At 39.2% G+C, this 24818-nt stretch carries 22 protein-coding genes and 1 pseudogene; 15 read left to right on the plus strand and 8 right to left on the minus strand.

Annotated elements, in window-relative coordinates; all coding sequences use genetic code 11:
* Positions 1–59: 59 nt before the first annotated feature.
* On the minus strand, positions 60–602 hold the full coding sequence (locus IGJ99_RS00770; RefSeq protein WP_438747494.1) for a biotin transporter BioY: 543 nt from the start codon (positions 600–602) through the stop codon (positions 60–62).
* Between the two features lie 998 nt (positions 603–1600).
* The gene (gene rpsD, locus IGJ99_RS00775) at positions 1601–2212 is read right to left on the minus strand and encodes a 30S ribosomal protein S4 (RefSeq protein ID WP_010734406.1); all 612 of its coding nucleotides are present in this window, start codon (positions 2210–2212) and stop codon (positions 1601–1603) included.
* Between the two features lie 323 nt (positions 2213–2535).
* Between rpsD and IGJ99_RS00780 the strand changes: the two genes are divergently transcribed.
* From IGJ99_RS00780 to IGJ99_RS00820, 9 genes are all read left to right on the plus strand, one after another.
* Positions 2536–3333: a formate/nitrite transporter family protein gene (locus IGJ99_RS00780; RefSeq protein WP_010734405.1), complete on the plus strand. Its 798-nt coding sequence runs from the start codon at positions 2536–2538 to the stop codon at positions 3331–3333.
* 33 nt (positions 3334–3366) lie between these two features.
* Positions 3367–3999 (plus strand): DNA alkylation repair protein, encoded by a 633-nt coding sequence (locus tag IGJ99_RS00785; RefSeq protein ID WP_409173701.1) that lies wholly within the window; start codon positions 3367–3369, stop codon positions 3997–3999.
* A 14-nt stretch (positions 4000–4013) separates the two neighbouring features.
* A complete protein-coding gene (locus IGJ99_RS00790) occupies positions 4014–4787 on the plus strand; it encodes an HAD family hydrolase (protein WP_034689358.1) in 774 nt (257 codons plus the stop codon).
* A gap of 450 nt (positions 4788–5237) precedes the next feature.
* Complete coding sequence (locus IGJ99_RS00795; protein ID WP_023518925.1) at positions 5238–6035, plus strand: TIGR00282 family metallophosphoesterase; 798 nt, start codon at positions 5238–5240, stop codon at positions 6033–6035.
* A 15-nt stretch (positions 6036–6050) separates the two neighbouring features.
* The gene (locus IGJ99_RS00800; RefSeq protein WP_065095881.1) at positions 6051–6425 is read left to right on the plus strand and encodes a YlbF family regulator; all 375 of its coding nucleotides are present in this window, start codon (positions 6051–6053) and stop codon (positions 6423–6425) included.
* A 13-nt stretch (positions 6426–6438) separates the two neighbouring features.
* Complete coding sequence (gene mutS, locus IGJ99_RS00805) at positions 6439–9027, plus strand: DNA mismatch repair protein MutS (RefSeq protein ID WP_421757542.1); 2589 nt, start codon at positions 6439–6441, stop codon at positions 9025–9027.
* 17 nt (positions 9028–9044) lie between these two features.
* A complete protein-coding gene (mutL, locus tag IGJ99_RS00810) occupies positions 9045–11153 on the plus strand; it encodes a DNA mismatch repair endonuclease MutL (protein ID WP_224434408.1) in 2109 nt (702 codons plus the stop codon).
* 28 nt (positions 11154–11181) lie between these two features.
* Positions 11182–11745, plus strand: coding sequence for a Maf family protein (locus IGJ99_RS00815; protein WP_169058188.1), 564 nt, complete (start codon positions 11182–11184; stop codon positions 11743–11745).
* A 174-nt stretch (positions 11746–11919) separates the two neighbouring features.
* Positions 11920–12864 carry a tocopherol cyclase family protein gene (locus tag IGJ99_RS00820; RefSeq protein WP_438770445.1) on the plus strand — a complete coding sequence of 315 codons (945 nt, stop codon included), beginning with the start codon at positions 11920–11922 and terminating at the stop codon, positions 12862–12864.
* A 123-nt stretch (positions 12865–12987) separates the two neighbouring features.
* On the opposite strand, the gene msrB is transcribed toward IGJ99_RS00820, so the two are convergent.
* The 4 genes and pseudogenes from msrB to IGJ99_RS00840 form a co-directional block, all read right to left on the minus strand.
* Complete coding sequence (gene msrB, locus IGJ99_RS00825) at positions 12988–13434, minus strand: peptide-methionine (R)-S-oxide reductase MsrB (protein ID WP_010734395.1); 447 nt, start codon at positions 13432–13434, stop codon at positions 12988–12990.
* Between the two features lie 509 nt (positions 13435–13943).
* Positions 13944–14657 carry a trehalose operon repressor gene (gene treR / locus IGJ99_RS00830; protein ID WP_010734394.1) on the minus strand — a complete coding sequence of 238 codons (714 nt, stop codon included), beginning with the start codon at positions 14655–14657 and terminating at the stop codon, positions 13944–13946.
* Positions 14658–14841: 184 nt separating this feature from the next.
* Entirely contained in the window at positions 14842–16086 is a 1245-nt protein-coding gene (locus IGJ99_RS00835; protein ID WP_023518930.1) for an RNA-guided endonuclease InsQ/TnpB family protein, read from the minus strand.
* Positions 16067–16378 (minus strand): annotated as a pseudogene (locus tag IGJ99_RS00840) (recombinase family protein); the annotation flags it as partial. The pseudogene IGJ99_RS00840 and the gene IGJ99_RS00835, both read right to left, overlap by 20 nt.
* Before the next feature lie 222 nt (positions 16379–16600).
* Between IGJ99_RS00840 and treP the strand changes: the two are divergent.
* The 6 genes from treP to IGJ99_RS00870 all read left to right on the plus strand — a co-directional run bounded on the left by treP (position 16601) and on the right by IGJ99_RS00870 (position 22024).
* Positions 16601–18580, plus strand: coding sequence for a PTS system trehalose-specific EIIBC component (treP, locus tag IGJ99_RS00845; protein WP_023518932.1), 1980 nt, complete (start codon positions 16601–16603; stop codon positions 18578–18580).
* A 151-nt stretch (positions 18581–18731) separates the two neighbouring features.
* Positions 18732–19334, plus strand: coding sequence for a Holliday junction branch migration protein RuvA (gene ruvA, locus IGJ99_RS00850; RefSeq protein ID WP_010734391.1), 603 nt, complete (start codon positions 18732–18734; stop codon positions 19332–19334).
* Positions 19335–19346: 12 nt separating this feature from the next.
* Complete coding sequence (gene ruvB / locus IGJ99_RS00855) at positions 19347–20348, plus strand: Holliday junction branch migration DNA helicase RuvB (RefSeq protein WP_023518933.1); 1002 nt, start codon at positions 19347–19349, stop codon at positions 20346–20348.
* A 36-nt stretch (positions 20349–20384) separates the two neighbouring features.
* Positions 20385–20999, plus strand: a complete 615-nt coding sequence (locus IGJ99_RS00860) for a TetR/AcrR family transcriptional regulator (RefSeq protein ID WP_409173703.1) — start codon at positions 20385–20387, stop codon at positions 20997–20999.
* A 48-nt stretch (positions 21000–21047) separates the two neighbouring features.
* On the plus strand, positions 21048–21518 hold the full coding sequence (locus tag IGJ99_RS00865) for a low molecular weight protein-tyrosine-phosphatase (protein WP_010734388.1): 471 nt from the start codon (positions 21048–21050) through the stop codon (positions 21516–21518).
* Between the two features lie 131 nt (positions 21519–21649).
* Entirely contained in the window at positions 21650–22024 is a 375-nt protein-coding gene (locus IGJ99_RS00870; RefSeq protein ID WP_019724219.1) for a hypothetical protein, read from the plus strand.
* A 294-nt stretch (positions 22025–22318) separates the two neighbouring features.
* Here the strand turns inward: IGJ99_RS00870 and brnQ are convergent, their stop codons facing one another.
* Both brnQ and IGJ99_RS00880 read right to left on the minus strand, forming a co-directional pair.
* Complete coding sequence (gene brnQ / locus IGJ99_RS00875) at positions 22319–23683, minus strand: branched-chain amino acid transport system II carrier protein (protein WP_077151254.1); 1365 nt, start codon at positions 23681–23683, stop codon at positions 22319–22321.
* Between the two features lie 382 nt (positions 23684–24065).
* Positions 24066–24806, minus strand: coding sequence for an amino acid ABC transporter ATP-binding protein (locus IGJ99_RS00880; RefSeq protein WP_010734385.1), 741 nt, complete (start codon positions 24804–24806; stop codon positions 24066–24068).
* Positions 24807–24818: the final 12 nt, after the last annotated feature.

A 24818-nucleotide genomic window follows, 5' to 3' on the forward strand; every position in this document is an offset into this window, starting at 1 on the left:
CTCTATTTAGCGGATATCGCTTATTTTTAAAGTTTTTCTTTTTTTATCCTATTAATTTTTTAAACTAATTTTTGAATGTTGAATCGTAATCTTTTTCTTAAAGTAGTGCCAACATAAGCTGCTCCCGTACTTTTGAGCAACTCTGGTAACAAGAAGGGGAAGAACCCACTCAATAGAGCAGTTTGAATAGACAAATGACTACTAAACGATAACCAAAGAGTTCCTACAGATAAAGCAAGAAGAGAGCCAAATAGATTGGCACACCAAGCATGGAAAAAGCGAGAATTAGTCTTCTCAATCCACCAACCAATTACGAAAGACTGAAGAATAAAACCAAAAAGGTAGCCACCAGATGGTCCGAATAAGATGCCCATTCCCCCAGTCATGCCAGTAAAGACGGGAAGTCCGATCAAGCCTAATAAGAGGTACATACAAACTGCGAGAGTACCAGCACGTTTCCCAAGAAACGTGGCGGTCAAGCCAATCGCAAAAGTCTGACCAGTAAGTGGAATCAATCCTAATGGAATAACAAATTGTGAGAGAACTGCAATGATTGCAGCAAATTCGGCAACGAGTATAAGTTCTTTTAATGATTTTGTCATCCATTCTCCTTTCGTTAACCTTATTTATTTTTGTAGTTAACGAAATTATAGAGGAAGAGAAAATAAATGTAAAGTCTCTTTATGATATATTTTGAAAAAGCACATAAGAAGTAAGAGTACAAAAATATTTCCAAATGTGAGAAAAAGTATGAATAGCAAGTGTTTTGATACGTGATATAATTTTTATATAACATAATTAACTATATTTTGGCACATAGAAAAATGAGGATGATCATTCATGATCTTTCTACAGATAGGTGCTCAACCTAGTCAATGAACTGGTTTGTTGGTTGAAACGGCCAGTGAACATTCATCGATTTGCCATGGGTAACAAAAAGCTGTCTGACGAATGAATGTGCCAATAATCAGCAACTGTGAAAGTGATAAGTTAACATGTCTATCCACCATTGATAAAGGAAGAAATTAAGCAGTTGCTTGCTTAAAGGAGACATTTCATTGGAAAAACAATGATGCGAGACAGTTTATGAAATTTGAAGCATCACACTGTAGAGGACATGTTCTTTTCCTCGTCTAAATCAAGTGGGAAGTGGCAGTTAAAAGCTGTATCTTCAGAGAACAATTGAGAACATCAAAAACTTCGCTTTTTTATCACCCAAGTAGCGAATACAAATTGATTTCTCTTGCTATTGTTCGAGTCATGGATGCACCTGAACCTGCTAAAGCCAACATAAAAAGATAGCACTCGACTCAACGAAATACGTACGTTGTTTTGAGGTCTATCTTTTTATGTGTGTCCGAGCGAAGAAAAGACACGGGGACATTATTTCTTATTACTTGGAGCTAATCGGATTTTTTGCAACCTTGATAAACGGTGTTCAAAAAGCAACACTTCGGACATAAGCCAGAAAAATCAAAAATGAAACAGCCATTTTCGATTTTTCTGGCTTATGCCTTAGTGTTGAGCGCTTCTTTCGCAACCTAAAAAAAAACCAGCTATCCAAAAGATAGCCGGTTTTTTTGTACCAAAGTTTTTTGAATTATAGGCTTTGGTTGTAGTATTCAACGACAAGTGCTTCGTCGATTTCTGGGTACAATTCGTCACGTTCTGGTAAACGAGTCAATGAACCTTCTAATTTTTCAGCGTCAAAGCTTACGAATGCTGGACGTCCAACAGTTGCTTCAACTGCTTCTTTTACAGTTGAGATGTTTTGTGATTTTTCACGAACTGAAATCACTTGACCAACTGCAACGTGGTATGAAGGGATATCAACACGTTTGCCATCAACCATGATATGACCATGGTTAACTAATTGACGTGCTTGACGACGAGTAGTTGCAAGACCTAAACGATAAACAACATTGTCTAAACGTTGTTCTAGTAAGATCATGAAGTTAACCCCGTGTTTACCTTCTTTGATTTTGCTTGCTTTAACGAACAAGTTACGGAATTGACGTTCGTTCATACCGTACATATGACGTAATTTTTGTTTTTCAGTTAATTGCATACCGTATTCTGATTGTTTGCCACGGCTGTTTGGTCCATGTTGACCAGGAGCGTAAGGGCGACGTGCTAATTCTTTTCCTGTGCCAGATAGTGAAATACCTAGGCGACGAGAAATTTTCCATGATGGTCCTGTATAACGAGACATTAAAATTTCCTCCAATAGATAACTATATTTTTTGGAGTAAAATAATCCGTTAAAAAATTCATAATCGTATAGTTTGTTCTTCAATCTTCACCTTTGCAGCCGCGGTTACACAATTGAACCCGAAGCGGGGCAACAAACTAGGGACGAGTTATTATTTTTCTGCTGCATTATTTTACACGAATTACAGTATAAGCGATATGACCTATCAATGTCAAGAGAATAAGTAGCAAAAAAGCTTTACAAACCCCAGTTCTGTCTATAGAATAAGAGGGTATATGCCAAAAGCATGAAAATAATTGAACAAATCTTAAAGGAGAAAAGAGATGAACCCAGTATCACCGTTGTTTGAAAAGATTGAGGCATCAATCGAAAAGAAAGTTGATTTGATCGGAAATAGTTACGCCCGGTATGCCGTGCGTGCTTTATTAGCCAGTTTGTTCTTGACACTTGGAACTGCTGTTGCTTTTTCGATTGCGATCAAAGGTGAGCATATTGCTCATGGATTTGGAAAGATACTTTATGCGTTTATGTTTAGTTGGTCGTTAGTCATGATTTTATACATGAATGCTGAACTTGGTACCTCAAATATGCTTTATATGTCGGTCGGGGTCCAACGTAAGCGGTTAAAATTAGGTCTAGCTGCAAAAATTCTGTTTACTTGTATTTTATTTAACTTGATTGGTGGGGTATTATTTGGCTTTTTAATTTCCTTGACAACACCATTCCAAGATCTGCCCATGGATAATTATATGTTAGAGTCGATTGCAGTCAAATTGACGAAACCGACAACAACTATTTTGGTGGAGGCAATGTTTGCCAACATTGTAGTAAATACAGCGGTATTGATTAGTATGCGAATGAAAGATGATGCAGGGAAAGTCTTAGCGATTGTTTTCATTATTTTCATTTTTGCTTTTTTAGGCTATGAACACGTTATTGCCAACTTCCCGGCATTTACATTAGCTTATTTTGTTTCAGGTGGGCAGATGGATGCGATGACTGTTGGTAATGTGATCCACAATCTATCCTTTGCGTTGATTGGGAATTACGTTGGTGGTGGTTTAGTCATTGGTTTAGGTTATGCATGGTTGAATCAATCAAAATCATCCTATGTTGACTAGTTCGTTCCTTTAAAAATCGAAGGAGGCCATCCCTTGGAGACAATTGTTTTCCCGAATAATAAAGAAAAAGCTCAGCAGATGGAAGCTTACATGAAGCATCATTTCCGATTTGCAGGAGTTCCTAAGCCAGAAAGAGCGTTACTACAAAAGGCTCTTTTAAAAGAAAGCCAGAAGATACCTATTTCAGACTTACTTTTATTAGTAAAAGATTATTATATGCAGGAAGAACGTGAGTATCAGTATTTAGCGATCGATTTAGTCCAAAAGAACGTCAAACGTCTTTCTTTTGATAACTTAGTATGGTTACTTGAGCTTGTCTTACAGAAGGAATGGTGGGACAGTATCGATTCTTGGCAAAAAGTCTACAGCACGTGGGGAAAACTTCACCAAGAAGTTGAGGCGGTTTTCAAATTATTTGAAGGTCAAGAAGACTTTTGGTTAAGACGAATTGCGATCACCTTGCAACTAGGGTTTAAAGAACAGACAGATGTCGCTCTACTCGAACGAGCGATTGATGCAGATCGTTCAACAAAGGAATTTTTTATTCAAAAGGCTATTGGTTGGTCGTTGCGGGACTATAGCAAAACAAATCCACTTTGGGTAAAAGAACAATTGACAAAAGAATTAAGCAAGCTTGCAACGAGAGAAGCAAGTAAGTATTTATAGAGAGGCGAGATAGAATGACACGCAAATTAATTGCTTTTGATATCGACGGCACGTTGTTAGACTCCAACAAACAGGCGTTGGATAGTACAAGGGAAGCCTTGGAAAAACTACGTAAAGATGGACATTTAGTGACGATTGCTACAGGGCGTAGTCGCTTTCACGCACAAGAAGTTATCCGTGATCTAGCATTTAGCAATTATATTCTATGTAACGGTGCAGCCGGATTTTTGGATCATGAACAAGTCTATAAAAATTTGCTGGATCAAGAACAATTACACCAATTTATTCAAGAAGCACAAGAAAAGGCTATTGATACCGCATTTGTTAGTTTAGATTCAATCAAACGCTTTTCATCTAATCGTATCGATATGATGGAAGATGCGATGCATTCATTTGGTGCACACTTACCAGAATTGGACGAATACTTTGTTGAAAAACAGGATGTGTATCAAGCGTTAGCTTTCTTTGATCACTCTTATGACCAACAATTCAGCGCTTACGATCGTATCCGTTTTGTTCGCTGGCACGAAAATAGTGTCGATGTGGTGCCACACGATGGTTCCAAAGCGGTAACGATCATGAACCTAGCCAATCGAGTAGGGATTGCGCCAGAAGACGTCATCAGTTTTGGTGACGGACAAAATGATCGCGAAATGCTTCGTATGTCTGGCATTGGGGTGGCAATGGGGAATGCCGTACCAGAAGTCCAAGCGGAAGCAAAAATGGTGACAGATACGAATGATCAAGATGGTATTTGGAAGGCATTGAAAGAGTTAGCTTTGATTTAGGTCATAAACATCATACAACAATAATTTTAGTTAAAAAGAGGGCATGCAACAGGATTTTTCTGATGGAATGCCCTCTCTTCTTATGGTTTTTGTATGATACATAAACGATAGGCCATCATATTATCATATAGGTACTATCCGACTTCTTTAAAATAGGAGGTGATATCATGGGAGACATCATCGTACACGTCGTTTTGGTTTTGAAATTGCTGTTTTGGTTCATGTTCTTCATAGGTTTAGCCCTGTCTATTGTTTACTTAGTAAAAAGAATTAAAAAATAAATTTTGATCAATTTACATAGTTAGAAAATAAAGTTATAAAAAGCTGATGCTAGTTAGTTCAAAATACCCTTTCTTGATATTCTAGAAAAGAGCTTCTTTTACAACCTCTTTCCTTTCTTTACTAAAACACTTATAATATAAGATACGTTAGAAGAGAAGAGGAAATCGTGTGCGGGTATTGTTTATTGGTGATGTAGTAGGTGCGATGGGTAGAGAAATGATCACAGAATATCTCCCTCGCTTGAAGAAAAAATATCGTCCACAAATGACGATCGTGAATGGTGAGAATGCGGCTTCAGGTCGTGGGATCACAGAGAAAATCTATAAAAAGTTTCTGCAAGATGGCGTAGATGTCGTGACGATGGGGAATCATACGTGGGACAATCGTGATATTTTTGAATTTATCGATGATGCGAAAAAAATGGTTCGTCCAGCAAATTTTCCAGAAGGAACGCCTGGGCAAGGAATCGTTTTTGTCAAAGTCAATCAATTGGAACTGGCGGTCATCAATATGCAAGCTCGTTCGTTTATGGTTGATTTAGATGATCCATTTCGTAAAATGACCGAGTTAGTCGAAGAAGCTCGGAAAAGAACACCGATCATTTTTGTTGATTTTCATGGAGAAACGACGAGTGAAAAACAAGCAATGGGCTGGTTTTTAGATGGAAAAGTATCTGCTGTAGTCGGTACACACACGCACGTTCAAACGAACGATGCGCGAATCTTGCCACAAGGAACGGCGTATTTGACGGATGTCGGTATGACGGGTCCATATGATGGAATTTTAGGGATGCGCCGTGAACCAGTGATTGAAAAATTTTTAACGGCTTTACCAAAGCGTTTTGAAGTGGTGGAACAAGGTCGAGGGCTTTTAAGTGGTTGTATCTTGGACATCGACGACCAGACGGGACAGGCAAAAGATATCCAATTGATCCAAATCAACGATGACCGCCCTTACAGAGAATAGAAAGCGAGAGGGAATGTGCAGGACAAAACGACGATCCAATTAGAAGTCGACCAATTGGCGACTCTTTTAAAGAAGAATGAAACGATCACACGTTATCAGGAATTGGAACATAAAGTGAAACATAGTCGTTACTTGAATCAACAAACAGAAGCATTGAAGCAAGCGCAAAAAGATGCCGTACAATATGCGCATTATGGACAAAAAGAAGCAGAAAAAGAAGCGATCAAACGGATCGAAGTCTTGACGCAATCTATCGACGAATATCCTTTAGTGATCGCTTACCGCCGTCAATTGATGGAAGCAAATGAGTTATTGCAACACTTGACTCAAATGATCCAAAATGAAATCAATGAGTATATAGAGGAGGAGCATAATGCCTCAAAAAACTAAGAACACTCCAATGATGGAACAATATCTAAGCATCAAGGCACAATACCAAGATGCTTTTTTGTTCTATCGTCTCGGAGATTTTTATGAATTATTTTATGAAGATGCTGTCAAAGCAGCACAAATCTTAGAACTGACATTAACTAGTCGAAATCGTAATGCGGATGATCCAATTCCGATGTGTGGGGTACCGCATCATTCTGCACAAGGATATATCGACAGTTTGATCGAAAAAGGATACAAAGTAGCGATTTGTGAACAAGTCGAAGATCCAAAGACGACCAAAGGCATGGTCAAACGAGAAGTCGTGCAATTAGTGACTCCTGGAACAGTGATGGATAGTAAAGGATTATCAGCCAAAGACAACAACTTTCTGACGGCAGTAGTTAATCAAGGTTCCGCTTTTGGGTTTGCTTATGCTGATTTGAGTACAGGTGAATTAAAAACAGCCCGCTTACTTGATGAAGAAGCTGTCTTGAACGAAACTTCCGCGTTACAAACAAAAGAATTGATTCTAGGAACAGAGATCAGTGAAACGTTATATGAACAACTAAGCACAAGACTTGGCTTAGTCTTCTCAAAACAAGAAAGTGTAGAAGAAAATGCAGAATTCAATTTTCTAACGAGTGAGTTGACGGATGAATTAGAAAAGGAAGCGACTGGAAAGTTACTTACTTATTTAGCAGTCACCCAAAAAAGAAGTTTGGCACATATCCAAAAAGCGGTCGAATACCAACCAGATCATTTCTTGAAGATGGATTATTATTCTAAATTCAATTTAGAATTAAGCCAGTCGATCCGTACTGGAAAAAAACATGGCACGCTTCTGTGGTTATTAGATGAAACCAAAACAGCAATGGGGGGACGTTTGCTAAAACAATGGCTTGATCGTCCGCTGATCCAATCCCATCAAATCAATGCTCGGCAAGAAATGGTGGCATCGCTGATCAATAGTTATTTTGAACGTCTTGATTTACAGAGTGCGTTGACGAAAGTCTATGATTTAGAACGTTTAGCTGGACGTGTCGCATTTGGTAACGTCAATGGTCGAGATTTGATCCAGTTAAAAACATCATTGCAGCAAGTACCGATGATTCGCGGGTTGATTGAAGGCATCGATCAAGGACAATGGTCAGAGTTATTAACAGATATGCAGCCAATGGATTCATTAGTGGAACTGATCGAACAAGCGATCCAAGAGGATGCACCTTTACAAATCACTGAAGGAAACGTCATCAAAGATGGCTTCAATGAACAGCTAGATACCTATCGTTCTGCGATGAGAAATGGCAAACAGTGGTTAGCAGAATTAGAAGCGCGCGAACGCCAAAGTACAGGGATCAAAAATTTAAAAGTTGGGTTTAATCGAGTGTTTGGTTACTATATTGAAATCACGAAAGCGAATTTGATGAATGCTGAACTGGAAAAATATGAACGTAAACAAACCTTAGCCAATGCAGAACGATTTATCACACCTGAATTAAAAGAATTAGAAACACAGATTCTAGAAGCGGAAGAAAAATCAGTAGATCTAGAATACCAACTCTTTTTAGCTGTTAGAGAAGAAGTGAAAAAAGCAATCCAGCCATTGCAAACCTTAGCAAAATCATTGAGTACTGTAGACGTCTTACAAAGTTTTGCAACGATCAGTGAACGTTATCAATATGTTCGTCCAGAATTAACGAACAAAAAAACATTGGTGATCGAAGAAGGACGTCATCCGGTGGTAGAAAAAGTATTAGGACATCAAGAATACATTCCAAATAGTGTGATCATGTCGGAAGAAGAAATGATCTTGTTGATCACTGGGCCAAATATGTCTGGTAAAAGTACGTATATGCGACAGTTGGCATTGACGGTATTGATGGCACAGATGGGCTGTTTTGTTCCGGCGCAAAAAGCAGTGCTGCCGATTTTTGATCGAATCTTTACTCGAATCGGTGCAAGTGATGATTTGATTGCAGGACAAAGTACTTTTATGGTAGAAATGATGGAAGCCAACCAAGCGTTGCGCCATGCGACACCGAACAGTTTGATTTTATTTGATGAACTCGGTCGAGGAACAGCCACTTACGATGGTATGGCATTAGCACAAGCTATCATTGAGTATATCCATCAACACGTTAAAGCCAAGACATTGTTTTCTACGCACTATCATGAGTTGACAGTGCTTGATACGGAATTGCCGCAATTGAAAAATGTCCATGTTGGTGCAGTCGAAAAAGATGGCGATGTGGTATTTTTGCACAAGATGATGGACGGTCCAGCAGATAAAAGCTACGGGATCCATGTAGCTAAAATTGCGGGTCTACCAGATGAATTATTGTCACGTGCCTCTGCGATCTTAGCCTTTTTAGAATCAGGAGAAACGACACACCATGTCTCGGCACTTGAAGCATCTGTCACGAAAAAAAGCGACTATCCAATGACACAAACAACTCAACCAAGCCAGCAGGTCAATGAAGAGAGTCAACAACTATCTTTATTTGGTGAAGCAACGGAAGCTGAAACGCAAATCATTGCTGCATTGAAACAGTTGAACCTACTAGAAATGACGCCAATGGATGCGTTGAATAAATTGTACGAACTGCAAAAACAATTATAGGAAGAAGGTGCTGATCGATGGCGAAGATCCAAGAATTATCCGAACGCTTGGCCAATCAAATCGCCGCAGGAGAAGTCGTTGAACGACCTGCTTCTGTGGTGAAAGAACTTGTTGAAAATGCCATTGATGCCCATAGCTCTCAAATCGATATTCTCGTAGAAGAAGCCGGTTTACGAAAAATCCAAATCATCGATAACGGTGAAGGAATCTTAGCAGAAGACGTTGAAAATGCGTTCAAACGTCACGCGACGAGTAAAATCCATAACCGTGATGACTTGTTCCGCATTCGGACATTAGGGTTCCGAGGGGAAGCTCTTCCTAGTATTGCTTCTGTCTCTGAATTGACGATCGAGACAGCCAATCAAGATGAAACACAAGGGACCTATCTTGAATTAAAAGGTGGGGAAGTGTTGACACATCGCCCTGCTCCATTGAGACAAGGTACGAAAATCACAGTGAGCAATTTGTTTTTTAACACGCCTGCACGGTTAAAATACGTCAAGACATTACAAACGGAATTGGCAAATATAGGCGATATCGTCAATCGACTAGCATTGAGCCATCCCGACATCGCTTTCCGCTTAGTCCATGAGGGCAACAAGATGTTAGCAACAGCTGGTAACGGAGATTTGAAACAAACGATTGCCGGAATCTATGGTTTGGCGACAGCGAAAAAAATGTTGAAGGTTGAAGCAAAAGATCTAGATTTTGAAGTTTCTGGTTACATTTCTTTACCAGAAGTCACTCGTGCGAGTCGTAATTATCTTTCAACGATCATCAATGGTCGTTTTATCAAGAACTTTTCCTTGAACAAAGCAATCGTGGCAGGTTATGGTTCTAAACTGATGGTTGGTCGTTTTCCAATCGCTGTTTTAGAAGTCAAAATGGACCCGTTGCTTGTCGATGTGAATGTTCATCCAACGAAGCAAGAAGTTCGTCTATCGAAGGAAAAAGAATTGACTGAATTGATTGCACAAGCGATTCAACAAGCACTAAGTCAAGAAAATCTGATTCCTAGTGCAGCAGACAATTTACGTTTCAAGAAAAAAATCGCCGATCAACCTAAAACGGAACAAATCGAAATCGATCTTTCTTATGCGTTTGAGGAACCACCAAAGAAACCCCAAAGTTTAAATTTCGATCGCCAGACAGGTACATTTTACGTTGAAGAAAATCCACAAAAATCAACCTATCCTGTTGATAAGTCTGTGGAAAATGTTGAAAACTCTTCTGTTTTTTCTGAAGATACACTGAATTATCCAGAAAAAGAGGAAAAAACGGTGGATAACTCTGGTGAAAGTGTTGATAACTTTGTAGAAAAACCAGTGGATAACTTTCAACAAAATCATTTATCCACTGTTGATAACTACTCAGTACAAGAAGAACGAACAGCATCAGTAGAAGAGAAAAGCATAGAGGAAGAACCAAGATTTGAGCAAGAAGAAACTAAGTTGCATCCCGAGTTTGACATGAGTCAAGATAGCCGAATGTTGGAGAAAGCAATCAGTAAAGTCGAGCAGGAAGTACCAACACAACGCTTCCCACATCTTGAATATTTTGGCCAAATGCATGGAACCTATTTATTTGCTCAAAGCAATGAAGGCTTATACATCATTGACCAACATGCTGCGCAAGAGCGGATCAAATATGAATATTTCCGTGAAAAAATCGCCGATGTTTCAGATGATTTGCAAGAATTACTCGTGCCTTTTGTTTTAGACTATCCTAATAGTGATGCAATCAAGCTAAAAGAGAAGAAAGAACTATTGGAAGAGGCAGGCATTTATCTGGAAGAATTTGGTCAGAATAGTTTTATCGTGCGAGCGCATCCGACATGGTATCCAAGTGGGGAAGAAGAATCGATCATTCAAGGGATGATCGACATGTTATTGACAACGGGTGAAGTAAGTGTGAAGAAATTCAGAGAAGCCACAGCAATCATGATGAGCTGTAAACGCTCGATCAAAGCGAATCACTACTTGAACGAAGCACAAGCGAGGGTCTTATTAAAAGACTTAGCAAAATGTGAGAATCCATTCAACTGCCCTCATGGTCGTCCGGTATTGATCCACTTTACGAATTCCGACATGGAACGAATGTTTAAACGAATCCAAGATCCGCATTGATCCGCGAGATTCGGAAAGGAAGTTTTTGATGAAAATAGTATTGGCTTCACAGTCGCCTAGAAGAAAAGAATTACTCGGAAGATTAGTGCCAGCATTTTCGATCCAACCGGCAGATATTGATGAAACGCCTAAGCTAAAAGAAGACCCAGTTGCTTATGTCCAACGAATGGCAGCAGAAAAAGCAGCTGCTGTACAAAATAATGAAGAAACGTTAGTCATTGCTAGTGATACTACCGTAGTTCTAGGAAACGAAATCCTTGGTAAACCGGAGGATGATGAAGAGGCAAAACGGATGTTACGCAAATTCAGTGGTACGACACACGACGTCTACACAGCCGTCGTAATAACTGATGGGACGCAAGAAGAGTGCATCCTTTCCCAAGCATCAGTCACTTTTTATGAATTGACCGATGAAGAGATCGAGCGCTATCTAGCAACTGGCGATCACCGTGATAAAGCTGGGGCGTACGGCATTCAAAGTTACGCAGGGGCTTTCGTAGAGTCGATTTCTGGCGATTACTATAGTATTGTCGGCTTTCCGATTGGCGCAGTCAATCAGGCGTTGAAAAAATGGCCAGATCTTTTGTCCTAAAATCGTGGACAACTGTATCTAGGTGAATAAAATCAAAAACACATGATCCGAGTAGCAAGAAACGGATCATGTGTTTTTTCTGGTTACATTAGTTCATGACCTAGAGTCAAGCGTATCTGCTAGAAGCTATAAAAAAACATGGTAAACTTAATCTAGTTGAAGGGAGTGGACGAAGTGATTACAACGGATAAGTTTTATCATGGTGAAACGAAAAAAGCGCCGTTCTTTGAAGGTTGGTATTTTAAGCATCAAATCGGCGATGAAGTCTACGCATTTATTCTGGGTTACTCCATTGGAGAACAAGGAGAAAAGTGCCCGTTTATCCAAGTGATCAATCATGAGTCTTCGGAAGTCTTTCATTTTGATCGTGAAGTCTTCATGGCAAGCGAAGATCGTTTATTTGTGAAAATCGGTGAGAATACATTTAGTGAGGAAGGAATCACACTAGCTTTACGTAGCCCCTCATTGACGATTGAAGGAACGATTTCTTATGGAGAGTTTACTCCGTTAAAAAGGAGTCGCTATGCCCCGAGTATCATGGGACCTTTCTCTTATTTATCTTTTATGGAATGCTATCACGGAATTTTAAGCATGAAGCATTCGTTAGAAGGAACGTTGAGTTGGAACGGTCAATTGATTGATTTTACAAATGGAATCGGATATTTAGAAAAGGACTGGGGAAGTTCCTTTCCCGCAACCTATTTATGGGTCCAATGCAATCAGTTTAGCGATTCGGATGCTCGCTTTTTCTTTTCCGCAGCAGAGATCCCGTTTTTAGGTTTTCGTTTTTTAGGAATCATTTCGATTTTGCAAGTCGGTGGGGAAGAATATCGCTTATCCACGTATGATGGAGCTAAAATTTCGGAGATTTTCCGTGAAGAGGAGCATCTGATCATTCGAATACAGCAAAAAAATATTGAACTAGAAATGCAAGTGTTAGCAAAAGAAGGGCATGCGTTGATGGCGCCACAACAAGGTCAAATGAGTCGGATCATCCGTGAAAAAGCGAGTACAGAGATGACCTTGATTGTCCGAGAAAACAAGCAAGAAATCTTTCATCAAAAGGGGAAGGCTGCTGGTTTTGAAGAAGTGGGCAATCTCCATGGGCACGAGTATTAAGGATCTTGATCATATAAAAGTTATAGCGCACCTTCAAAAATAAGCCTGAACCTCCAGAAATTAGAACAATTTCCGGAGGTTCAGGCTTATTTTTCGGAGCGATGTGATTTTATCACATTCGACTTATTCGACAATTGATTTATATTCACTGTAACCAGCAGCATCCATTTCTTCATAAGGGATAAACTTCAAGGCAGCAGAGTTGATGCAATAGCGTAAGCCACCTTTATCTGCGGGTCCATCATTAAAAACATGTCCAAGATGGGAGTCGGCTTCATTACTTCTTACTTCGACTCGGTGCATCCCGTGAGAAAAATCCGCTTTTTCTTTGACGTCTTTTCTGCTGATGGGTTGGCTGAAAGCTGGCCAGCCACAGCCTGCATCATATTTCTCTGCAGAACTGAAAAGCGGTTCGCCACTGACAATATCGACATAGATCCCTTTTTCATAAAAATCGTCGTATTCTCCAGTAAATGGACGTTCTGTGGCGTTTTCTTGTGTCACTGCATAAGAAATCGGAGATAATGTTTCTTTTAAGTCCTCTTTGTTTGTGTCGGTTGGTTTACTCATTGATACAGCCCCCTTTGTCTCCTAATCATACTGCCATCTGAAATAGAAGCAAACAATCTGCTTTAAGTAGGGAGGATAGCCTAGCAATTTAGCGGAAATTTAACGAACAGGTTTTACTTGCTACCTAATTACGTTGAGCTACTGGGCTTTTTCACAACCTTGATAAACGGTGTTCGAAAAGCTGACCTTCAACAATAAGCTAAAAAATTTGAAAAATATGAGAAGCTATTTTTCAATTTCCTATCTTACTGTTCAGGTCAGGACGCTTTTCTTACAACCTTGATAAACGGTGTTCAAGAAGCAACACTTCGGTCACAAGCCAAAAAAATCAAAAATGAAACAGCCATTTTCGATTTTTCTGTCTTCTGCCTTAGTGTTAATCGCTTCTTTCACAACCTAGATAAACGGTGTTCGAAAGCCAACTCCTTCAATAGTAAGTCAAAACGTGAAAAAATATGAGAAGCTATTTTCTCACGTTCCGTCTTACTACTCGGAGCTGAACGGCTTTCTCACAACCTTCTTCTTCGTGCAAATTCCACGAACCGGAATTTGTCGAGGCGGTGGATCGATTCAGTGTATTCGAAGCATTCAGTATTTTCTAAATAAACGAGGCCACGGACAATTACGACATAAGGATCGTCATGGAGGTCCATCGACTCTGAAATACTGGCATCGATTGGTTCGACAGTGATTTCTTTTTGGGCATAGGCAATGGAGAGATCTAGCTCATTTTCAAAGTATTCATAAATCGAATTGGCTGCTTGTTCCTTGGTTAAAGTAGGTACGGTTTCTTTTAATAAATAATCCCGATCTAAAATCACGACTTCGCCATTGATTTTTCTTTGGCGGACTAAATGCCAGACAGGTGTATTGACTGCCCAGCCAGTTACTTTGTGTAATTCGTTGTCGACTACAGTTTCTTCAAGTGTTTTTACGATCGTTTCACTCGGGATATGTTGATTTTCTTGGAGTTCCTTATAACTTGTTAGTCCAGCAATCGGGAAATCAAAACGATTTCGGTCTAAAACGATCGATCCTTTTCCTTGTTTCTTTTGAATATATCCTTCTGTCGTCAATAGATTAAGTGCTTTACGAATTGTTTCCCGTGAAACACCATAAATTTTGATCAATTGATTTTCACTGGGTAGTAAAGTATGAGGAGGATACTCTTTGTCTAAGATTTTCTTTTCTAAGTCTAAAAAAATTTCATTGAATTTGTTCATCGTTCCTCTGCTACTCAAAATATAGACAAAAATACCTATATCGAGATTTCTCTACCACTCACGTAGGTAGAATTACTGTTTCACCGAACGCCGCCTCGTCACTTCGACACTACTACGGTTTGTCTCGTTCTCCACAGTCGTTGATTCCCGACTAAGCCATCGGTACATATACAAAGTTGCGTGCTTATGCAATCACATTGTATTCCTTCACATCTTTCAAATTCATGCTTGCGTTATAATCTCTATCTGCTACGTACCCACAGTTCTCACAACGATAGGTACGCTCTGATAGCTTTAAAGCTACTTTCTTATGCCCACATTCATGACATAATTTCGAGCTAGGATAGAATCGATCGGCCAGTCTTAACTCAATAGTAGAGACTTTACATTTGTCTGCTAATTTTTTACGAAAAGCATAGAAAGATTGCTCTCTCACAGCTTTTGAAAGATGCCGGTTTTTCATCATCCCCTTGACATTCAAATCTTCAATTGTGATATAAGCTGGTTTGGTTTTTACTAGCTCTAACACAATTTTATTCACTCTGTCCCTACGGATATCTGTCAACCGTTTATGAAGTTTTTGTACTTTCAAGACTTGTTTTTCAATATTTTTGCGAGTAGCTTCTCCTCTCTTTGATTGTTTTTCGTTGACACGCTTTTTTTCGCTTTCGTATTTCCTCGACAGCTTGCGTTGTTGTCGTTTTAATTGTTTTTCGATTTTACGAATTTTTCCTGATTTATTGATATTTTTATAGGTTTTCCCCGTGGAAAGAATCGCAAAATCTTTTAATCCTAAGTCGATACCCACGCCTTCGGTAGGAGTATCGTTCAGTACTTGAGCGGTACAGTCCTGTTCCACGATGACCGACAGGTAGTACCGGTTTGCTTGTTGGCTGATTGTGCCACTCTTTATGCTATGTTTGTCATCGTGTTTAGGAATATAGCCTTTTTCGTTCAGTTTTACCCAATTCAAAGAGGGAACTTTTATCCGATGACGCTCACAACGGATGATTGTCTTTTTATCGTTCTTCACGAAATACATCGATACATCTTGGTGCTTCTTCTTTTTAAATTTAGGAAAATTAGCTTTTCCTTGAAAAAAATTTCTAAAGGCTTTTTCTGTCTCCATAATCGCGTGTTTCGTTGACTTCGCATAAACAGCTTTGATCCACAGCTTGTCTGGATGGTTGGGAATGTAGTCGTTATTCAACCACTTTGAAAAATCTATACCTGAGACAAATTTCCCACCTGATTTATAGACTTCTTGGTTGTGGTAAATATAAAAGTTCTTTACAAAACGAGCAACACCAATGGTTCGATTAATGATTTTTTTTGTTCTTCTGTTGGAAGAATTTCTGTTTTGTACGCCACTAACATCTTTATCACCTTCAATCTCTTTATTATACTTATCTATCTTTAAATGTGACATAAATGGCGTCTACATTCTTCGCCATTACTTCGTCTAACAACAGATTCCATGTTTTACACTTGTAATTAAGACCACTGCCAATATCCACGATTACATCATCTAAAATTATGCCTTTTACATTTGCATATTTTCTCAAAAACTCAACTTGATTTTTCAAGTCATCTGTTTGTCCGACATTAGACACTCGAGCGTAAGCAATGTGCTTTTTGCCACTTGTATTATCGCCTTTGATGTAAGTTAAATAGTGATCTTCCGTGTAATATTTTCGATTTTTTGGTGTCCGATGTGCGTTTAACGTGCAATCGTTCGTTCTTCGCTTATAAACTATACTACAGCTATATGGAGATTTCAAACTGGACTTGGATAGAAGGAAGATGTTTCTACGACAAAGATAATAACGATTACAAGTTATTTATGTTTTTAGCATAAAACGCTTGCAATTTGTTGAGAAAAACATTATAGTGTGAGTACAAAGCAACTTGTATAAACAAGTCAAATGAAAGGGGTTTATGTTATGGGGAAATATCAAGCAGATGCCGAGAAGCTGTTAAAGGGAGTCGGCGGGAAAGAAAATATTGCTGCGGTCAGCCATTGTGCGACACGTATGCGCTTTGTTTTAAATGACCCTGCAAAAGCAAATGAAGCTGAGATCGAAGACATCGACAGTGTAAAAGGAATGTTTACCAATGCCGGTCAATTCCAAGTGATCATCGGAAATGATGTCTCAACATTTTATAACGACTTTGTTGCGGTATCAGGAGTTGAAGGCGTTTCAAAAGAACAAAGTAAAGCTGCTGCAAAACAGAATCTTAATCCGTTGCAACGAGCAATTGCAGTTCTAGCTGAAATCTTCACACCATTGATTCCAGCAATCATTGTTGGGGGATTGATTTTAGGGTTCCGTAACGTGTTGGAAGGCATTCAGTTCGAGAGTTTAGGTGGAACGATTGCAGAAAGTTCAACATTCTGGAATGGTGTGAATTCATTCTTATGGCTACCTGGGGAAGCGATTTTCCATTTCCTACCTGTAGGGATTACTTGGAGTATTGCAAAGAAAATGGGAACGACACAGATTTTAGGAATTGTTTTAGGGATTACTTTGGTTTCACCGCAATTATTAAATGCCTATAGTGTCGCTTCAACTGCCGCTGCAGATATCCCATTTTGGGACTTTGGCTTTGCACAAGTACAAATGATTGGTTACCAAGCGCAAGTCATTCCAGCGATGCTTGCCGGGTTCTTACTTGCCTATTTAGAGATTTTCTTCCGTAAGTATATCCCACAATCGATCTCAATGATTTTTGTCCCACTGTTTTCACTATTACCAACTGTTATCGCGGCTAATGTAGTGTTAGGTCCAGTCGGTTGGGCAATTGGTAACTGGATCTCATCAATCGTGAATACTGGCTTGACTTCATCGATCAGCTGGTTATTCAGTGCGTTATTTGGTTTCTTATATGCACCACTAGTTATTACAGGATTACACCATATGACAAATGCCATCGATATGCAGTTGATTGCTGACTTTGGTTCAACCAATTTATGGCCAATGATCGCATTGTCAAATATTGCGCAAGGATCTGCTGTACTTGCAATCATCTTCTTGCATCGTGGCAATAAAAAAGAAGAACAAGTTTCTATCCCAGCGATGATTTCTTGTTATCTAGGGGTAACGGAACCCGCAATGTTTGGGATCAACTTGAAATATGTGTATCCATTTGTAGCTGCAATGATCGGTTCTGGTGTAGCAGGAATGTTTGCGAACTTGATGGATGTTCGAGCAAATGCGATCGGTGTCGGTGGTTTGCCAGGAATCTTAGCAATCCAAGCACAAACGTGGTTACCATTCACGATTGCAATGATCATCGCAATCATCGTACCATTTGGTTTAACTGTAGTATTTAGACGTAAAGGGATCTTGAACAAATTAGATCCAGTTAATCCAGAAGAAGTAAGTGTATTACAAACTGCAGAAGGCGTATCTATTCCTACACAAAACTTTGAAGCCGCAGGAACAACTGCTGTAGCCACTGCCAATGAAGAGTTATTCGCCGTTGCAGACGGAAAAATCAAAGCAATTACAGAAGTGAATGATCCAGTTTTCTCACAAAAAATGATGGGTGAGGGCTATGCGATCGTTCCGGACAATCAAAAAATCTATTCGCCAGTAAATGGTAAAGTAACTAGTGTATTTGAAACAAAACATGCCATCGGTATTCTAAGTGAAACCGGTGTGGAAGTTCTTGTTCACATGGGACTTGATACTGTCGAATTAAAGGGTGCACCGTTCAATGTTCTTGTGAAAGAAGGCGATCAGGTCTCGCCAACGACACAACTAGCAGAGATGGATCTCAGTGCCGTTGAACAAGCAGGTAAACAAACAGATGTCTTAGTTGTTCTAACGAATACGGACAAAGTGGCTGATTTCTCATTAAGTAAATCAGGCCAAGTCCAACATGAAGAAATGATTGGTCAAGCGTCTATCAATCGCTAATACACAGAGAAAATATGCTACGAGTTTGGGTCTTTATCAAAGACCTAAGCTCGTAGTTCTGTTTTTGGGAACACTTTTTTTAAATCGCAAAGTATGCTACAATGGATAGAAATATGGGAACGTATGTGTGCGAAAGAAAGAGGAAATTTCAATGTATGAATATCTAAGAGGCATGGTGACTTTTATCAGTCCGTATTATATCGTTGTAGAAACGCAAGGGGTGGGCTATCAAATTGCGTTAGGTAACCCTTATCGCTATAGTAGTAAGTTAGATAAAGAAGTAAAAATCTATGTCCATCAAGTCATCCGTGAAGATGCACATTTACTATACGGTTTTGATTCACTCGAAGAGAAACAATTGTTTTTACGATTAGTCAGTGTTTCAGGGATCGGACCGAAAAGTGCATTAGCGATCATGGCGAGTGACGATCATTCTGGCTTGATCCAAGCGGTGGAAACTGGCGATGTCACTTACTTGACGAAGTTCCCAGGTGTAGGTAAAAAAACAGCACAACAAATGATCTTGGATCTAAAAGGCAAGTTTGGCGAGTTGAGTATCGATATGCCATTTTCTTTATTTGATGAAGCAACGGTTCAAGATGCAAGTGCCTTATCAGAGGCAATGGAAGCTCTATCTGCTCTTGGTTACAGTGAGCGTGAAATCAAACGTGTAGAGAAACAACTTAAAGAAATCGACAATCAAACAACGGATGAGTATTTAAGGCAAGCATTGAAATTGATGATGAAAAAGTAAGGAGGACGCTTGATGACAGATGAACATCTTCTTTCACCAGAACCTGGTGAGAATGAATTAAGTTTAGAAAAATCTTTGCGCCCTCAATTGCTTGCGCAATATATCGGTCAACATAAAGTAAAACAAGAATTGAGTATCTACATCGAAGCGGCATGTAATCGTGAAGAACCGCTAGACCACGTCTTGTTATACGGTCCTCCGGGATTGGGGAAAACAACGATGGCTATGGTCATCGCAAACGAGATGCAAGTCAATATCCGTACGACAAGTGGACCAGCCATTGAGCGACCAGGAGATCTGGTGGCAATTTTGAATGAACTAGAAGCAGGGGATGTCTTGTTTATTGATGAGATCCATCGCTTACCTCGCGTGGCAGAAGAAATGCTTTATTCGGCGATGGAAGATTTCTATGTAGATATCATGGTAGGGCAAGGGCCGACCGCTCACCCCGTTCATTTTCCGTTACCACCTTTCACGTTGATCGGTGCAACCACTCGAGCAGGGATGCTGTCTGCACCTTTACGTGACCGTTTTGGAATCATTGCTCACATGGAATACTATGAAGAAGAAGATTTAAGAGAAATCGTTTTACGATCTGCCGATATTTTTCAAACGGAGATCATCACCGAAGGGGCTTTAGAAATCGCACGACGTTCCCGTGGGACCCCGCGGATCGCTAATCGCTTGTTAAAACGAGTGCGTGATTTTGCCCAAGTACAAGGAGATGGCAAGATCGATCAGTTGATTGCTGACCGCGCATTGACACTCTTACAGGTCGATCAAGCGGGATTGGATTATGTCGATCAGAAATTGCTACGTACGATGATCGAGCTGTATGGTGGGGGTCCAGTAGGTCTAAGCACTTTATCCGTTAATATTGGAGAAGAGCGAGAAACAGTCGAAGATATGTATGAACCTTTTTTGATCCAAAAAGGCTTTTTGAAACGGACTCCTCGTGGGCGGATCGCTACCGCCTATGCGTATGAACACTTTGGCTATGACTACCAAGTGTGATCACTCTTTTCTATTGAAAGAGCAAATAGTAGAATAATGATTGAAGAGATGGGAGGGATCATTGTGGGAGACGCTTCACATACGAAACAAATGATCAAAAAAATCTTGGTGTCGCTTTGCGAAACACAGCCTTTTCGCAAAATCAGTGTGCAACAGATCGCACACGAAGCAGGCATCAACCGACAAACATTTTATTATCATTTCACCGATAAGTATGATTTATTGCGTTGGGTGTACTATGAAGATTCATTGCATTACCTAAAAACAGAATCGCTTTCTCTCGACAATTGGGAAGAGCAAGCATTGCTGATGTTAAAAGCCATTGCCGAAAATAAACAGTTCTATTCAAGTACCGTTAGTTCAGAACAGGAGATTCTGCAAAAGCAATTTTCTGCGTTGATCCAACCCTCATTTATTAAAATATTTGAGCAAATGGATGAAGAAAAACAACTAACTTCCAAAGATAAATTATTTTATGCTCGTTTTTTCTCCTATGGCTGTAGTGGAGTCTTAGTCAATTGGATCACACAAGGTTATACAGAAACACCCTTAGAAGTTGCAATGCAGTTCTTTCGTTTAGCCAAAGATACTGAATTGTATTCGTATCGGTTGTACGCATTGGAAGAAGAACAGGAAATAAAAGACGAATGACCTTTTTTCATTGATTCCAAAAATAGGAATACAAAAGGAGAGAATGCTATGACGAAAGTATTATTTGTTTGTTTAGGAAACATTTGTCGTTCACCTATGGCAGAAGGGTTATTAAAAAAGAAAGTAGCAGAACAGGATCTGTTGGATTCCTTCGTCATTGATTCGGCTGCAACAAGTACCTATGAGGTAGGTAGTGCCCCTCATCCAGGTACACAAGCGATCTTGGCAAAAGAACATGTTGATACGCAAGAAATGATTGCTCGCCAAATACGTCAAGAAGACTTCCAAAAATTTGATTGGATCATCGGTATGGATCAGTCAAATGTGGCTGACTTAAAGCAACTTGCGCCGATTGAAGCGCAAGAGAAAATCCAACTATTTTTGAGTCCAGTCATTGGCAAAAAAGCACAAAATGTACCTGATCCATATTACACGAATAACTTTGAAGAAACCTATCGATTGATCAATGAAGGCTTAGAAAAATGGCTTGAATTATGGATGGAAAACGACTTAAAATAACACATGTGTTGTTTGACGGTTTTAGGTAAAAGTTGGTATAAAATAAACTATATTCTTGTTTTTTTAAGAAAAATTGGATAAAATAGGAGTAATTAAGTAACATATTCTTAGCTAGGGGAGGGGTACATTCAATGGATGAAGAAACAGTATCACCAATGAAGAAACTGACAAAGTTAGTGACTAATACTTCGTTTCAACTTTTTGATTCATTTGTGAATGACACAGAAGAAAAAGCTGAGAATGTACGGTTACAAGGGGAGTTCATTCTCGAACTCCAGAAAGCTGCAGCTCAGAATAGTTTAGTGATTCTACAAGTGCGCGAGAATCCACTAAGCAATAAGTACGAAACCTTTTCCGGTTGGGTGGCAACGAAAACAGTTGAGCATGACCGAGTGATGATTCGCTTGCAAAACCAAGAGCAACAAATCCGAATCGTCCCAATTGAACAAATCGAAAAAATCACTAGTCTTTCGCCTACGGGAGACCAAGAGCGATTATCTAAATAAGAATAAAAGCTATGAAAAAGTAGATTGCTTTTTCATAGCTTTTTTATATGTTTTTCTTACTAAAGAGAGAATCTAAAGATTCTCAAAGAACTTGATTTGTTGGATCGGTATGAATAAAAAAAAAGGACCTGCTAGCCGGGGAGCTAGCAGGAAAGGAGTTAAAAATGAAAAAGTGTTGTTAGGGTTGTTTGTTGGTATACTTATATATTAAAGGTGAGTTGTGAATATTTTGTGACGAAAGTTTACCAAAGTTGTTAATTTTTTTATACAAAAAGTTAAACATCTCTTTTTTTGTTAGCTAACCATCAAGTCAGACTTTTTTTCATTTTTAAAGAAACTCCAGAGTAATCCGATGATAAAGCCAATCAATGCTGGTGTGATCCAGCCCATTCCTAATGAGAAGAATGGGAGATAGGAATCAGCGAATGTTAAAATTCCTTTGACGAAACTTGTTTGCTTAATTGAATCAGGACAAGCATTCAGTCCATCCACGATGGAAGCGAGTAATGTGAAATATGTGGTCATTCGATAAACAGAAGTACGTTGTTTAAATAATGGGCCAAACAATACAAGTAAGATCAAGGTCATTGCCAATGGATAAATAAACATCAAGACCGGTAAAGAGATCTGAATAATATTCGTTAAGCCCACGTTTGCAACTAAACATGCTAATAAACTTGTTCCGGTTACAAAGAATAGATAGCTTCTTTTAGGAAACAATTCAGTGAATGTTTCTGCGAATGCAGTAATCAGTCCGATACCTGTTTTTAAACAAGCAAGAATCACGATAAAGGCTAATAGGATACTCCCGTAAGTTCCTAAATAGTGATCAGCAATTTGTGCCAAGGCGATACCACCATTCGCACTCATTGGGAATGTTCCTAGACTCATTGTTCCTGCATAAGAAAGTAGGGTATAGATGATCCCCATCAAAACGATGCTGATCGCGCCTGATTTGATCGTATCTCTTGCAATATCAGAAGGCTTTGTGACACCCATGCCACGAATCGTCGTGACGATAATGATCCCAAAAGCTAAGGCAGCTAACGCATCCAACGTGTTGTATCCTTGTGTAAAACCAGTGAAGAATGCTTGGTTTTGGTAGTGAGGTTGGACAGGCGCATCCGACACTGAGCCAAGTGGGTTGATAAAAGCAAGTAATAACAAGATACCTAGTAATACTAAAAATGCGGGATTCAAAAATTTACCAACATAATCCAAGATTTTAGTTGGACGTTTGGATAACCACCAAGCAGCTAAAAAGAATAAGAAACTAAAAATAGCTAAAAATAATGTTTGATTTTCTGCTGGAATAAAAGGTGCTAAGCCAATTTCAAAAGAAGTAGTTGCCAAACGTGGTAAGGCAAAAAATGGACCAATGACTAAATAAAGTAAGACAGTAAAAATAAGTGCATAAGTTTTATTGATTCGTTGTGCTAATTCGTAGACACCAGAGGTCTTTGAAACACCGATCGCAATGACACCTAAGAATGGTAAACCGATCCCTGTAACTAAAAAGCCAAGATTTGCCCAGAAGATATCCGCACCAGCTTCTTGCCCCATATGGACAGGAAATATAAGATTACCAGCTCCAAAAAATAGGCCAAATAGCATGGAACCGATGAATAGATTTTCTTTGAATGATAATTTTTTTGACATAGAAAACTCCTTTACTTTTTTGTATTTTGTTAAAAGTAACAAATTATGTGATGAATTGCAACAATTTTCTGAAAATTATCGAATTCTCTAGAATGATGCTACACATTGACGAAACGACCGCTAACCCTGTGAGAGGAATAAGTAGCGTGTTTTCACTGCCTCGAAAAAATGTTAGTCAAAAGATCACTCCAATATCTGAATCTTCTTAATTTGAAGAGGTTTCTCACAACCACATGTTACGTGAGGTTGCGCAAAAGTTCAACCGATAAAGCGATCGGAACAAAAACAATAAATAAAAAGAAGAACCGCAACTTTTTGAGTAGGATGACCTTGCTCAATCAAGTTGCGGTAGTTTGAATACTAAGGGTGATTTGATACTTTATTAGTTATTCAAAATGCGTGACAAGAACTCTTTCGTACGTGTTTCTTTTGGATGAACGAAGATATCTTCAGGACTTCCTTCTTCCGCGATCACACCTTTATCCATGAAGATCACTCGGTCAGATACCTCTTTCGCAAATTCCATTTCATGGGTTACGATGATCATTGTCAGTCCAGTATGGGCTAGATCTTTGATCGTATTCAATACTTCACCGACCATTTCAGGATCAAGGGCAGAAGTTGGCTCATCGAAGAGCATCACATCAGGGTTCATTGATAGAGCACGAGCGATAGCGACCCGTTGTTTTTGACCACCGGATAGTTGAGAAGGACGAGCTTCGATGTATTGTCTCATACCGACTTTTTCTAAGTTTTCGATTGCCACTTTACGGGCATGCTCTTTCTCTCTTTTTAAGACAGTGGTTTGTCCAGAAATACAATTTTCTAAAACATTCATATTATTGAAAAGATTGAAAGATTGGAAAACCATACCGACATTTGTCCGATACTTTGGTAAATTATATTTTGGTGCTAAGACGTTTTCGTTGTTGTAAATGATCTCGCCGCCTGATGGTTTTTCTAGTAAATTGATACAACGTAAGAATGTTGATTTACCTGAACCAGAGGAACCGATGATGGTCACGACTTCCCCTTTATTGACGGTCATGCTAATATCTTTCAGCACTTCATTGTCGCCGAATTTTTTACTTAAATGATTGATTTCGATGATATTCTCACTCATAGGACTGCCTCC

Origin of the sequence: Enterococcus sp. AZ095b, assembly GCF_051714725.1 — a bacterium.
Taxonomy (GTDB): Bacteria; Bacillota; Bacilli; order Lactobacillales; family Enterococcaceae; genus Enterococcus_B; species Enterococcus_B pernyi.